This is a genomic window from Labilibaculum manganireducens (assembly GCF_002843385.1).
GTDB lineage: Bacteria > Bacteroidota > Bacteroidia > Bacteroidales > Marinifilaceae > Labilibaculum > Labilibaculum manganireducens.
Map to the genome: position 1 here is coordinate 37,046 of NZ_MVDE01000004.1, position 14,381 is coordinate 51,426.

Annotated in this window: 12 protein-coding genes; 4 read left to right on the plus strand and 8 right to left on the minus strand. The window is 37.4% G+C overall.

The features are described 5' to 3' along the window. Positions 1-10 precede the first annotated feature (10 nt). Positions 11-724 (minus strand): hemerythrin domain-containing protein, encoded by a 714-nt coding sequence (locus tag BZG01_RS03940; RefSeq protein WP_218973001.1) that lies wholly within the window; start codon positions 722-724, stop codon positions 11-13. Positions 725-1,129: 405 nt separating this feature from the next. Continuing rightward, on the minus strand, positions 1,130-1,903 hold the full coding sequence (locus BZG01_RS21765) for a hypothetical protein (protein WP_218973002.1): 774 nt from the start codon (positions 1,901-1,903) through the stop codon (positions 1,130-1,132). Between the two features lie 288 nt (positions 1,904-2,191). Between BZG01_RS21765 and BZG01_RS03950 the strand changes: the two genes are divergently transcribed. Then, positions 2,192-2,587, plus strand: a complete 396-nt coding sequence (locus tag BZG01_RS03950; protein WP_101308532.1) for an FKBP-type peptidyl-prolyl cis-trans isomerase — start codon at positions 2,192-2,194, stop codon at positions 2,585-2,587. A 108-nt stretch (positions 2,588-2,695) separates the two neighbouring features. On the opposite strand, the gene BZG01_RS03955 is transcribed toward BZG01_RS03950, so the two are convergent. The 3 genes from BZG01_RS03955 to BZG01_RS03965 all read right to left on the minus strand — a co-directional run bounded on the left by BZG01_RS03955 (position 2,696) and on the right by BZG01_RS03965 (position 4,213). Further along, positions 2,696-3,211 carry a hypothetical protein gene (locus tag BZG01_RS03955; protein ID WP_101308533.1) on the minus strand — a complete coding sequence of 172 codons (516 nt, stop codon included), beginning with the start codon at positions 3,209-3,211 and terminating at the stop codon, positions 2,696-2,698. Between the two features lie 245 nt (positions 3,212-3,456). After that, complete coding sequence (locus BZG01_RS03960) at positions 3,457-3,753, minus strand: hypothetical protein (RefSeq protein ID WP_101308534.1); 297 nt, start codon at positions 3,751-3,753, stop codon at positions 3,457-3,459. A gap of 67 nt (positions 3,754-3,820) precedes the next feature. Next, a complete protein-coding gene (locus BZG01_RS03965; RefSeq protein ID WP_101308535.1) occupies positions 3,821-4,213 on the minus strand; it encodes a hypothetical protein in 393 nt (130 codons plus the stop codon). Positions 4,214-4,440: 227 nt separating this feature from the next. On the opposite strand from BZG01_RS03965, the gene BZG01_RS03970 reads away from it, so the two are divergent. Next, positions 4,441-5,484 carry a quinone-dependent dihydroorotate dehydrogenase gene (locus BZG01_RS03970; protein ID WP_101308536.1) on the plus strand — a complete coding sequence of 348 codons (1,044 nt, stop codon included), beginning with the start codon at positions 4,441-4,443 and terminating at the stop codon, positions 5,482-5,484. A gap of 228 nt (positions 5,485-5,712) precedes the next feature. Here the strand turns inward: BZG01_RS03970 and BZG01_RS03975 are convergent, their stop codons facing one another. Beyond that, complete coding sequence (locus tag BZG01_RS03975; protein ID WP_101308537.1) at positions 5,713-8,658, minus strand: DNA polymerase III subunit alpha; 2,946 nt, start codon at positions 8,656-8,658, stop codon at positions 5,713-5,715. Between the two features lie 419 nt (positions 8,659-9,077). Continuing rightward, positions 9,078-10,283, minus strand: coding sequence for a DNA polymerase IV (dinB, locus tag BZG01_RS03980; RefSeq protein WP_101308538.1), 1,206 nt, complete (start codon positions 10,281-10,283; stop codon positions 9,078-9,080). A gap of 73 nt (positions 10,284-10,356) precedes the next feature. Between dinB and BZG01_RS03985 the strand changes: the two genes are divergently transcribed. Further along, entirely contained in the window at positions 10,357-11,067 is a 711-nt protein-coding gene (locus tag BZG01_RS03985) for an XRE family transcriptional regulator (protein WP_101308539.1), read from the plus strand. Positions 11,068-11,186: 119 nt separating this feature from the next. After that, positions 11,187-11,480 carry a putative quinol monooxygenase gene (locus BZG01_RS03990; RefSeq protein WP_101308540.1) on the plus strand — a complete coding sequence of 98 codons (294 nt, stop codon included), beginning with the start codon at positions 11,187-11,189 and terminating at the stop codon, positions 11,478-11,480. Positions 11,481-12,269: 789 nt separating this feature from the next. Here the strand turns inward: BZG01_RS03990 and BZG01_RS04000 are convergent. Continuing rightward, positions 12,270-14,315, minus strand: a complete 2,046-nt coding sequence (locus BZG01_RS04000; protein ID WP_101308542.1) for a M13 family metallopeptidase — start codon at positions 14,313-14,315, stop codon at positions 12,270-12,272. Positions 14,316-14,381: the final 66 nt, after the last annotated feature.

A 14,381-nucleotide genomic window follows, 5' to 3' on the forward strand; every position in this document is an offset into this window, starting at 1 on the left:
TTTTTTATCCTCAAACTCCATAATACTCCAGTACTTTACGTTCTAACATTTTAACTTTAGGAATTAATACTTTCTCTTCCATTCTTGTGTGATCCTCAATATCACATTCCAGTTGAAATAATTCTGTAAGTAAATGTTCACAATCGTCTTCACAATTTAAAGGTGGCAAAAACCTTATGATTAGGTTTTTCATATCAGCCAGTTTCACTTCAAGACTTTCGTGGTTACGTTCATATATCTCTATTGGTTCACGTTTTATTTTTTTTAATAACTGCGGTGAACAATTATTTGATTTTAAGGCTTTTTCTAAAGCAAGTATATAAGGAAATACATTCTTTTCTTCTTCACTAAAATGATGTTCAATATCAATTTTATACTCATTAAAAAACTGTTTTAACAAAGCAACATTTCTACTATTCTCAAATTGAGCTGCCTGATCCATCCGATCAATGAATAGTTCTATATGCGGTACTTTTGAATTTAAATAGTAAGAATGAGTATTGGTTAAATAGGAAACCATAACATCGGCATTAAAATCGCACAAATGATTTTTCGGGAAATAATCAATACTGTGATAAGAATTTAATATTTCTAAAAAAAATGGAAGATCTACATTCCGATCTGTACAAATCTCTTCAATGCTCTTATTACCGAATCCTAATTTTATTCCAAATCGAGATATAATAGGAAGCAACTGATAATCTCTTAAGATCACCTCTGCCATTTTACTGTTTTTTGTAAAAGCAACCATTTACTTCTTTTTTATTCGTTTTTAATGAGTTTTGTGAATAGCATAATCACGATCTAAATTATTATACATTCTTCTTGACAAAAATAGCTCATCCAAATGTTATGTGAAATCCCCATTTATAATGATTTTTTTGCAGATAAAATCAAAAAAAATACCTGACAAAATGAACTCTATCCTTGAGACATGAATTGGAAGTAGTGTCTTTTTCTATAAAAAGAAGAAATAAAAAAATAACCTATTCCTTTTATATTTAAACAAACCTGATCTACTTTTAGAACTCGATTAGTTGCTTTTTATGTGATTTACAGATCGAGCTATTTCATAAAAAAATCCCCCTATTTCAAGGAGGATTAACAATTCAACTCATTTTATCTTTTACTAACAAAAACCTTTCAATGCTTTTTGCACTATTTTCAGATCGTTTTCTTCGTTGCGGATAATTTTATTTTTATCGTCGTACTCAAAATCAGAATAAGAAATTACAACCAAAGAGATATCATTCTCTGGAAGAACTTTGGCTCTTCGTTCATCGTATATTCTTCGTTGCTCCTCTCTCGACACAGTCTTTGTTCTCTCCTCTTCTTCCTCTTCCTCATCTTTGTTTTTGTCAAAACCAGCAACAGGTCTGAAATTCTGTATTTCTTTGTATTCTATCACCAATTGCAATTCTTCATAATAAGCATCTACAGGCAACATGGTTTGTTTTTTTCCATTTTTATGCAGATCTCCCAAAAGGAAATCAAATCTTTTTTGACGATCCGATGTTAACGATAAAACTTTATCGCATAAAGCGATAACATAGGTTTCATCACTGTTTAAACGAATTGCTATCGGATCATTTTCCGGTTTCTTTTTTTCCTGTTTGTAGGGTGCATCCGGAGCAGGTGCATTGGCCGGAACAAAATACCAATAAGTATGTTCTCCATGTCTTTCGGTATGAACAAAAGGTATTAAAGCTAACTGATCTTCGGCATCGAGTTCCCTAAGGATTAAGCGAATTGGCAATCCTTTTTTCACATCTTTTGCAAAAATTCCGGCTTTAATAAAGGCCGGCATCAAATCTTTTACCGGTGTTATTGTAAGTGAACTATTTGTGTTAAAATATTCTTCAATTACTTTGTTTATCTTTTCTATTTTGGAAAGATCTTTCATCTGATTATAATTTTAAGTTTTGCCATATAGCCTGTGCCCAAAGCTTTCGGGATTACCATGCTGGAATAATTTATTGCCAGTAAGAGACACTTTTCTTCTTTCGTTTCTTAGTGGGGTGCAAAGATAGATTTAAATTCCCTGATAAAGACTATTCCCTTTTTAGGTTGCCTTGATTGTTTTGTGCATATTTCTATTCAATGGTAAGAATCAAGATCACAAAAGTGGCTTTGCAATGCAAAACAAGATTAGAATTATCTATTTTTGTACTCACCAAATTTTCAAAAAAAGATGACGAAACGCAATTTCCGGCATAAAAACGACGAAGAAATTACAGCCTATCTTGCCGACAATAAACTGGAAGCTCAAAAAAGCGATTCCGGCATATATTACCACATATCCAAAGAAGGAGAAGGCAAGCATCCCACCTGCACTTCAAACATTACGATCAGCTACATTGGCTATTTTACCGATGGCAATACCTTCGATCAAAATGAAAGACTGGAAATTAATATGGCAGATGTTATTGCGGGCTGGACAGAAGGAATCCAATATTTTAAAGAAGGAGGTGAAGGAATCTTATTTATCCCTTCGCATTTAGCATACGGAAATACCGATTTTGGATTCATACCTGCCGGAACGGTTCTTATCTTCGATATTCAATTGATTGGAGTTGACGCAGTCTAAAAAAAAATGAAATATTTCTCAACAAAAAACCTGACAGTTTTTGAAAATCTGCCAGGTCTGATTATATCATTTGCAATTGAATCATTCCAAAATCTGAATAAAGAAAACTTAGATGCGCTTCAGCATGCCTTCTATTTCTCTGATTTGTGCCGTCAACATTTTTTGCTTATCAAGCTTTTTGGCATCCTGCAAATAATATGTTGCCAGTTTCTTGTTTCGTTTCGAAAGAGCTATTCCTGACAAATTTAATTTAGCAACTGCCTGATCAGTTTTCAAGCGAAGACCAGTTTCCAAGGCTTTCTTAAAATGTTTTTCGGCCTGTGTATTTTTTTGCTTTTGTGCTTCAAACAAACCGGAAAGATAATAGTAATATGCTTCCTGACCTGCAATCATATTCCCTGGATTTTTAACTCGCCCCAACATCTTACCTGCAGACTCAAACTTATTTTTCCTCACAAAATAAAATGCGATAAGGTTCATTTCATTTTTAAAATAGGTTAATACAAACAAACCGGAAAGTAAAAGAATCCATATTCCCGCAGACACTAAACTATTAATAAAAAGAGCGATAGATCCTAAAAATAAGATTCCAGCAATTATAAGACGTAGATATTTTCTAATCATGATTATTATTTTTTTAGTTCAAGGCTACAAAACAAAGCATTTTTTGATAAAAAACCAGCATTATCGGACTTAGTTTTTCCTATTTAATGAAGTATATTTTCTTTATTCTGCTTTATGAAGTAGAATAAACTCCCTGTATCAGATTCAACTCAACTTATGCAAAAAAAGAATCCAGACCTGTTTTCAACCAGACTGGATTCTTATATGTTTTATACGATAAACCATAAAGCTTATCGTTTATTATTTTATTCTCCTATTGCTTTACGAAATGAATTTGCTCTTTCAACAAAATCTTCAAATTCTCCGTATTCAATAAAGCGGCTTACATACCCTTCACATTTTTTACAGACCCCTTTGATTAAAATATCATTCATATCATTAAGGATATTTTCCCTCACCTCAACTCCTTCAATGCATACATCCTTACAATGAACACAGTAAGTACCTTCCTGCACAATATAGCGATAGGCTTCTTTCTCTTCTTCGTCCAATAATATATTTAACTGAAACAGATTTAAATGTATTTCTTTTAATAAATTCATAGTGTTTGCCTATTAATAACTTAACCAAAGTGAAAACAAAAAAACTATACTAGTTACGAATTTTCCTTCAATAATTTTCTGCCGGATCAATATGCCTATCCCAAAAATAGTAAAATTCAGCAATATGCTTTCTACTGCTCCTAAGCATCTTCATTATCCATAAACTTAGTAATGAAAACAAGGTAGAAAGCCATAGCAGCAAATTAAATAAACCCGGACTTTTGGTAACAATTTCCTGAATGCTTTCCATCCCTAAATCCTTTCCTATCGCCTGACCAATATTTATAAAATTCCCGCTTAGCAATACTAGTACACAACATATAGCAATCAGTACGAATAAAGCACGTAATACATTAAGAAAATTCTTCATTCTTTCTGTGGAATGACCTTTCGTGTAGATCACTACAAATTTACCCGCGGATGATTTCAACCAGCTTTCAAAATCATTTTTAATCATCATATTTCTGTAAATCCTTATTGTTTTTTGGCTTAATTAACTCCCAATTACAGGAGGTATTTTCAAAACGACTACGAAAGTATAAAAATAATCATTAAAAAAAAAGTTATGTTGACTAATTATTATACCATTATTTGCCAGGCAATTTCTCATTATAAACAAACAATTAAGACTTAAAACTCTTTTTCTATTCATATTCCTTACTATCTTTGTTTAAAATTTATATTTAGATGAGTTTATACCGATTATTAATACGCCCCCTTTTAATTCAGTTCAATCCTGAAACAATTCACCGATTTACATTTACCTGTTTTAAGGCTTTCCAGAAATCGAAAATTATCCGTTCTATTGTTTCTGCGCAGTTTAGAGTTGAAAGTTCATCCCTTGAAAGGGAGCTTTTTGGCTTAAAATTTCCAAACCCAGTTGGCTTGGCGGCAGGATTGGATAAAAATGCGGAAGCTTTCGATTTTTTAGGAAGTATGGGCTTTGGCTTTGTTGAAATTGGAACACTTACTCCAAAAGCACAGTCAGGAAATCCAAAACCCCGTTTGTTTCGTTTTGTTAATGATAAAGCATTGGTAAACCGTATGGGATTTAACAATGAAGGTGTTGAAGAGGCTGTTGAACGCTTGCAGAAAAAAAGAACCAATATAATAATTGGTGGAAATATTGGCAAAAATAAAAATACGCCTAACGAGGAAGCTACTGATGATTACTTAAAGTGTTTTGATGCCTTATATCCTTATGTAGATTACTTTGTAGTAAACGTAAGTTCTCCCAACACTCCTAATCTGAGAGAACTGCAGGGAAAGGAACCTTTAAAGAGGCTTTTGAATGAAATTATGGATGTAAACAGAAGCAAAGAAAAAACGAAGCCTGTCCTTTTAAAGATTACTCCCGATGTAAACAACTCACAATTGGATGATATCATCGAAATTGTTCAGGAAACTAAAATTGATGGCATTGTTGCAACAAACACAACCATTTCACGGGAAGGATTGTCGTATCCGGAAAGCAGAATAAAACAAGTTGGTGCCGGCGGATTAAGCGGACAACCACTTCGTGAAAAATCTACGCAAGTGATTCGATACATACATGAAAAATCCGGCGGGAAAATTCCTGTTATTGGTGTTGGAGGTATCCTAACCAAAGAAGATGCTTTGGAAAAACTGGATGCAGGAGCTTCTCTTGTTCAGATTTACACTGGCTTTATTTACGAAGGGCCTGCTTTGGTGAAAGCAATTAATAAGGAGTTGATAAGAAACAAAGTCTAGAAAAGTCTTGAACAGTCGAAAGATTAAACAGAGCAAGCCGTAATTCCTAATTCCTAATTTGCTTAACTCAACACCCCTCTCCCTGTCGGGATCTCCCCTCAAAAGGCAATGTCATTAAGTTAAGCTCTAATTTAATGACATTGCCTCAAAAGGGGAGAATTCAGAATTTAGCTCTCCCCTGAGCTAAAGCAATACGACAAGACGTAATTCATAATTAATAACTCATAATTACTTTGTCACATCGTCTAAACTCAAATTTTGCATCCGTTCCATCTTGCTCACTTCAATACTTAAAAATCCATATTCCACAATTACTTTTCCTTCTATGCAATAGCAACCCGGCCCACGAAACGGATACTCTTTGGCAACAGGTGGAAAATGAACAGTATCAATCCAATGTCCATCCAAATCGATCCAGGTTCCAAAATACATGATTTTGCCATTGCTGGCCTTGGTTGGTTTTCGAGTAATCAAAAAGCCAACAATGCGAACATACCGATTAATCAGTCGAGGCAAATGACATGCCTTTAAATCGGAAGGAAGCTCATCTTTCAGCAATTCGAAAGGCGACTGTATGGATAAACCCAGCAATTCAATTTCATCAAAGGCATCTTCCAAGTGATGTTTCCATAGATCCGGAAGCTTGAACTCTTTCATCTCAGTTTGGAACAAGGTTTTTTCGGACTTGATCTTTTTGCTGTGTCCCAATAGAAAATGAGCATCCCAAAGCAATTCTTTTTTGCCTTTTCCGGTAAAACGAAAGGCTCCCACCCGTATCAAAACAATTAATTGCTCCAAACTAACAGGAAATCGATTCACAAAATCGCGCAAGCTTGTAAATATGCCATTCTCATTCCGCTCATTAATCAGATTTTTTCCGATTGTTCTTTCCAAATCATGCAAAAGATAGAACCCCAGCCATATTGTTCTTCCCTGAATTCGATTCTCCCAAGAACTTCGATTTACACAAGGTGCTTTAACCGTGGCTCCATGCATTACCGCTTCATGCAAGTAGAGTTGTGCAGAATAAAAACCACCGCCATTGTTCAGCGTTGCCACCATATATTCCAATGGATAATATGCTTTTAAATACAGCGCCTGAAAACTCTCCACCGCATAACTGGCCGAATGTCCTTTTGCAAAAGCGTAATTGGCAAAGCTTTCAATCTGCCGCCAAATATCCTGCACAACAGCATCTGCATAGCCTTTTTGCCTGCAATTAGAGAAGAATTTGTCGCGAACTTTCGCAAACTCGTTTCGCTGCTTAAATTTCCAGGACATTCCTCTGCGCAAAACATCTGCTTCGTCGAGCGATAAACCGGCAAAATAATGCGCTACTTTAATCACATCTTCCTGATACACCATCACACCGTAAGTTTCCTCCAATATGCGGTATAGGTCGGGAATTTCACGCCTGGCCTCTTCCCTTCTGTTTTCATCCTGAAAGCGGAGAATGTACTCGCGCATCATTCCACTCTTAGCCACTCCAGGTCTGATAATGGAACTTGCGGCAACCAACCGCTTGTAATCTTCGGCCTTTAATTTGGTTAAAAGCATACGCATGGCCGGCGATTCCACATAAAAACAGCCGATAGCTTCACCCCTTTTTAACATGCGCTTTACCCGCACATCTTCCATAAACAATTTGGTGTTGTGAATGTCGATATCAATGCCATGATTTTGCTTAATAATGGCAAGCGTGTCTTTAATTTTACCCAATCCCCGCTGACTTAAAATATCGAACTTGTGCAAGCCCAAATCTTCAGCAATATACATATCGAACTGAGTAGACGGGAAACCTTTGGGCAAAAGTTCGGTTGCTGAATAGTTGTTTATTGGTTCATCTGCAATTAAAATCCCACTGGAGTGGATGCTTCCATGACTTGGAAAACCTGCAATATACTGGCTGTAACGAATTACCCATTTGCCATATTCATCAGCTTCTGCTGGATTTGGATTCTTTTGCAAGCGGGTAATCTCTTCATCGGGCAAACCAAATACCTTACCAATTTCGCGAAAAGCTGATTTATGATTGAAAGTGATAAAAGTACCGAGTAAGGCTACACGATCCCAACCATATTTATCAAACAAATACCGGGTTACATCATCTCTGTCAGTCCAGGAAAAGTCGATATCAAAATCGGGTGGCGATGTTCGGAAGGGATTAATAAAACGCTCAAAGTAAAGATCTAAGTCAACCGGGTCAACATTAGTGATTCTCAGAAGGTAAGCAACCAGACTATTGGCGCCGCTTCCCCGTCCTACATGGTAATATCCTTTACTCATAGCATATTTTACCAAATCCCAGTTAATCAGAAAATAGGAACAAAAGCTCAACTCCCGAATTACCTTCAATTCCTTGTTCAGGCGATCTAAAATCTCATCGGTTACCTGATCGTAACGATATTTTAATCCTTCGCAGGCCTCACGCTTCAACAGTTCAAAATCTTCCTCCTCGGAAGAGGTAAAACGCTTTTTGTTTTTGTTGCTTCCAAACTCAAACTCCATATTGCAGGAATTCAATAAATTTTCTGTATTCTCAATAATTTTTGGATACTCCCTGTAAATCTCTAAAAGTTCACTTCTACTTCGGTATTGATTCTCAAAATCAGCCTGTTCAGACTTGGGCAGTTTGCTTAACAAGGTATTCTTATCGATGGCCCGCAACAACCTGTGAATGTTGTAATCGCGTTTGTTGCGAAAGCTCGCTGTTTGCAAAATCACCAACTTATGCTGATTATTTTTCCATACAGTAAACGGCAAACGAAGTAAATCCTGAGGGCTCACACCCAAGTATTCGTGTTCCTTCAAGTCTCTAAATTCTGAAATGAAAGGATAAACGACACAGGCATGTTCAAAACTGGGTGCATTCGGTAAAAACGCTCTCTTTTCGTGCAAATGAAGTGTTAAGAACTCATTCAGTTCACGAAATCCATCTGAATTTTTAGCAATTGCAACATACTGTTGCTCAATTCCATTCCGAAAATCGATTCCCACCACAGGCCGAACACCAAACTTCGCACATTGCCTTCCAAAATCAAGACTTGCTGCGGTATTATTGATATCCGTTAAGGCAATAGTCGTAAATCCTCCTGCAATAACCTCTTTTAAAAGATCTTCAACAGAAAGTGTTCCGTATTTAAAACTGTAGTAGCTATGGCAATTTAAAAGCATGGTTGTAAAGTCTAAAAAGTCTGGAAGGGTTTAAGAGTCTTGAAAAGTCTTGAAGGATTTAAGAGTCCTGAAAGGTCGGACAGTCGAAAGATCAAACAGAGCAAGCCGTAATTCATAATTACTAATTCATAATTTTTCCTAATTTGCTTGACTCAGCACCCCTCTCCCTGTCGGGATCTCCCCTGAAAAGGGAGAATTCAACAATAGTCCTGAAAGGTCAAACAGAGCAAGCCGTAATTCATAATTCTTAATTCCTAATTCCTAATTTGCTTGACTCAACACCCCTCTCCCTGTCGGGATCTCCCCTGAAAAGGGAGAATTCAACAATAGTCCTGAAAGGTCAAACAGAGCAAGCCGTAATTCATAATTACTAATTCATAATTCTTAATTCATCATTACTAATTCTCACTGATTCTCATTCAGTGTGCCGGGATAATTGGTGTTTGACCATTGAAAGGGTTCATCCCTCCAATTGTTGTTGCGCCCATTCCAATGGCACGTTTCACGGCACTTTGTCCGTAACGGTTGCGCACCAGATCCATGGCCTGATACAATTTAATCAGCTTCTCCGAATCCTCGAACAAACGAATTTGATACGTTCCGCCCACCAAATAGCTAAAGCAAACACCAATCAAACGAATCAATACTCTGCGCTCATACATCTTCTCAAACAAATCAAGTACTACGGCGATGAGCGTATGATCTAAAGATGTATAGGGAATTCGCTTCTGTTTCGTATACGTCTGAAAATCGGAATATCGGATCTTAACCGTCACACATGCAGTTAGTTTGTTTCCATTTCGCAGTTGATAACACAGATTTTCGGCCATAGCCACCAACAAACTGCGTAATTTGATCACATCGGTGGTATCTTTCTCGAAAGTCCGCTCGCTGGATATGGATTTTCGCTCGCTCCAGGCCACTACAGGAGTATTGTCAATTCCTTGTGCCTTTTTCCAGATTACCGTACCGTTTTTACCCAATACGCGTTCCATCAGTTCCACGGGCATTTCCTGTACGGTTCGTATTTTCTCTACACCCATACTTCGCAGTTTGTGATAGGTTTTATCGCCCACCATAGGAATTTTCTTTATGGAAAGCGGTGCCAAAAAAGGCATTTCGTTTCCTTCCGGAATTTCGATGTGATTATTGGGCTTGGCCTCTCCTGTCCCCACCTTCGAAACCGTTTTGCTCGTAGAAAGTCCAAAAGAAATGGGCAAATGCGTCTCTTTTAAGATCTTTTCCCGTAATTCCCTCGACCACAAATAACTGGTCTGCACAAAACGATCCATTCCGGTAATGTCCACGTAAAACTCATCAATCGATGATTTTTCGAAAACAGGTGCGCGTTCCTTTACAATTTCAGTCACCATGTCGGAAAACTTACTGTAAGTCCCGCTGTCTCCTCTTATCACAACAGCACCCGGGCATAATAGCCTGGCCATTTTCATAGGCATGGCAGAATGAATGCCATACACACGCGCTTCGTAACTACAGGCAGCCACAACACCTCTGTCTGATGTTCCTCCAATCAGTACCGGACGATTATTCAACCTGCTGTCTAAAAGCCGTTCACAGGACACAAAAAAAGTATCCAAATCCATATGCAATATTGTCTTTCTCACCAATTGTCGATATTTTCGTCATTATTCTGACTATAATTTAGTCATTAATTGCTATCTTTGAAAAAAAGAAGCTATGTTTTTTGCAGAAAATATTAAGTTCCTGCGTCAGCGGAGAAAGAAATCTCAACTTAGTTTAGCTGAGCAACTGGACATTACAAGAACTACTTTGGCAGGATATGAAAAAAATGTTCAGCCACCGTTTAAGGTATTGATTAAATTCGCCGAATACTTTGGTGTATCAATAGATGCATTGCTGCGCTACAATTTAGCAGAGCTGTCGGAATTTCAGCTTTCGCAGATAGAAGATGGATTCGATATTGATGTTACCGGAAAAAAATTACGCCTGCTCACCATATCGATTGATCGTGATCGTGAAGAAAATATTGAAATGGTTCCGCTAAAAGCACAGGCAGGCTATACAAACAGCTACGGCGATTTGGAGTTTATCAGCTCACTGCCAAAATTCTCATTGCCCTTTCTGCCTAAAGACAAAACCTACCGAACGTTCCAAATTGCAGGAGATTCGATGCTGCCAATTCCCGAAGGTGCATGGGTAACTGCTTCTTATATTCAAAACTGGGAACAAATTAAAGATGGCACTCCCTGCATTATAGTAACACTTGAAGATGGGATTGTTTTTAAAGTAGTTTACAAACAGTTGGAGAAAAACCAAACACTCCTCTTGGTATCCTCGAACCGCAACTACAAACCTTACGAATTGCCTATTAAGAGTGCAATTGAGATTTGGAAGTTTGAGACTTTTAATGGATTTGAAATTGAATAACAAACAGAAGAACAAAAGCATCAAGTTTAAAAAATCAGATTATAAAGACAATAATTTAACTTTGCTGCGAATAAAAAATAAAGTAAGACTGAAAACCAACGTTATTTAATAGAAATATCATGATCATCGTAAATGTAAAAATCAAACCTAAAGCCAACTGTAAGCAGGATTTCATTAATGCATTCAATAATGTGGCCGAGCTGGTGAAACAAGAAGACGGATGTTTGGAGTACGAACTTCACCAAAAGCTGACTTCTGATTCGGAACTTTTCCTATTCGAGCGTTGGGAATCTAAACCAGCTCTCGACAAGCATTTAAATGCTGAGCACATGATTGAATACATCGCCCAAGTGAAAGATTTGCTTGAAGTAAAAAACGAACTGAATATCTACGAGGCAGAGAAACTGAATTAAACAACAAAAAAGACGATACCGTATTAATTATTGATTAAGGCCTTTAGACACAGTTTCGTAAACTGTCTCTTTCTCCTTGTTGATATCGGCATTCGAAACATTATTTAACAGCTCGTTATTGAAGGTTTTCATATGATACAGGACTTACAGAGCACACGAGGGTGGCATTTTCGAAACTCCGAGGCATGTGTGTGTTACAAAAATGGGCATCTACGAAAAAATATGAGCATTGTGTGTCACTAAAACCGGCATTTTCAAAACTCCGAAGGGCTTGTGTGGCTCTAAAATGGGCATTCCCAAAAAAATATGGGCATTGTGTGTGACTAAAACCAGTATTTTCGAAACTCCGAAGAGGTAGTGTGCCACAACAATGGGCATTTGTAAAACTCCGGGGCGATTGTGTGCGTGTGAAATGAACATCCACGAAAGTGAGAGGGCTTTGTATTTTGCTAAAATGGACATCCACGCAAGCAGATGCCCATTTTTATAAAATAAAACAGCCATTTTCAAAACTGATCCTGCAAAGGGAAAAGTGCTCGTCTAAATAATCAGAAGCCAAACAACACGATAAATGTAATATATACATGCCCATAAATGCTTTCGACCATTCGAAGTGTAGTTTAACATTCTATTATTGAAAGTTTTTATATTACACAGGACTTACAGAGTACACTCTCCTGTTGAATTGAATTCAAATAAAAAAACCGTCTCAGTTTCCCGAGACGGTTTGTATTTTTATACATCAAGTAAATCAGTCTGATTACTATTTACTTTGTACTAATTTTCAGCCTACCAAATTTTAGCTCTTTGCTCTTCGGTACGGTACAAAGGAGATTCAGGACCAATATTAAAAGTAGTATAGAATTCTGGAATATTGAATAATCCGCCATTCACGCGATATTTTCCTGGTGAGTGAACATCTTCTTTAATCAATTTTCTTAGATAAGTGTCTCTTACATTTCCTCTCCAAACTTTTGAATAAGAAAGGAAGAAACGCTGCATGTTGTTAAAACCATCCACATCAGCAGGTGTTTTTCCCTTTAACGACATTTTGTAGGCTTCCAAAGCAATTGTTAATCCACCATAATCGGCAATGTTTTCGCCCAATGTTAATTTACCGTCAACATGAACATCATCAAATGGCTTAAACCCATCAAACTGATCGACTAATTTCTGTGCTTTTGCATTGAATTTATCTGTGTCTTCTTCTGTCCACCAGTCTCTCATGTTTCCTTCCTTATCGAAACGGCGGCCCGAATCATCAAAGCCGTGAGTCATTTCGTGACCAATTACCACACCAATTGCTCCGTAGTTTACAGCATCGTCGCCATCCTTATAAAAGAAAGGAGGTTGAAGTATTGCAGCTGGAAATACTACTTCGTTCAACATTGGGTGATAGTATGCATTTACAGTTTGCGGAGTCATGCCCCATTTCTTGGTATCAACAGGCTCGCCTAATTTTTTAATATTTTTCTCGTACTCAAATTCGGAAGCTCTCCACATGTTCTGCACATACGAATCGGTACCTACTTGCAGTTTCGAATAATCTTCCCATTTATCAGGATAACCAATTTTCACCCCAAAAGCATCCAATTTTGCCAATGCTTCTTTTTTGGTGCCTTCACTCATCCAATCCAGCTTCTCAATTCTTCCACGCAAAACAGTTTTCAAATTGTCAACCAATTTAATCATTCTCTCTTTTGCCTCGGCAGGAAAATATTTCTCAACATACAACTGACCAATAGCTTCGCCCAACACTGCTCCTGTTGCCGATGACATACGTCTCCATCGTGGCAGCTGCTCTTTTGTTCCCGAAAGAACTGTTCCAAAAAAGGCAAAGTTTTGCTTCTCAAGCTCAGTGTTTAAATAACCGGCCGATTCATCAAGAACTCTCCATTTCAAGTACAATTTAATGTCTTCCAGTTTTTCATCTGCCAACATCTTATTCAACTCTGCTGTGTATTTTGGGTGAGTAACAATTACATACTCTTTAATATCAGCACCTATTTCTTTGAAATAGGCAGCCCAGTCGAAATTTGGATATTCTGCAGCCAATTCTTCAACTGTTTTAGGGTTGTACATGGCTGGATAATTTCTGTTTTCCAGATTAGTATTGAATTTGGTTGCCATGCGGGTCTCAAATTTCATAATTGTTTCCGCATTTGCTTTTGCTGCATCTGCATTTTCACCAATCAATTCAAACATCTTAGCAACGTGCTTCACAAATTCAACGCGAATGTTCGCACTCGTTTCGTTATCTGCTGTGTAGTAATCACGATCCGGTAAGGAAATACCATCTTCAGACAAATACATCCGGTTCACAGTTGTGTTTTTCATGTCCTGCTCAACACCGGCACCAAACAAAGTACTTATGCCCATTTTATGCAGATGAACCAATGTGTGGCGCAAATCAACAGGATTCGAAACAGCCGCAATTCTTTCAAATTCGGGCTGCAATGGTTTGATTCCAACAGAATTAATTTTTTCAAGATCCATACCCGTTGCGTAGAAATCCTGAATCTTTTTGAGATTACTTCCCGCTTCGGCATTTTCTGTTTTTGCTGCTTCTTCCAATAAATCATGTACAGCACCATTGGCACTTTCCCCCAAAATATCGAAAGCTCCGTATCGACTTCTATCTTCAGGAATTGGAGTATTTTTCATCCAGGTTCCATTGGCATATTCAAAAAAGTCATCACCTGGATTTACTGCAAGGTTCATGTCTTCTTTTTTAAGTACTCCTGCACCTTTTGGCGCCTTTTCTGCACATCCTACCATAATGGAGAGAGCCAAACCTGCGCTCAGAATTCCACCTGACAATTTTTTAATGTTCATTTTATGCGATTTGTTGTTAATACTTGTTTTATTTAGCCCAAAAATAGGAAAAAGCCACAAAACCCT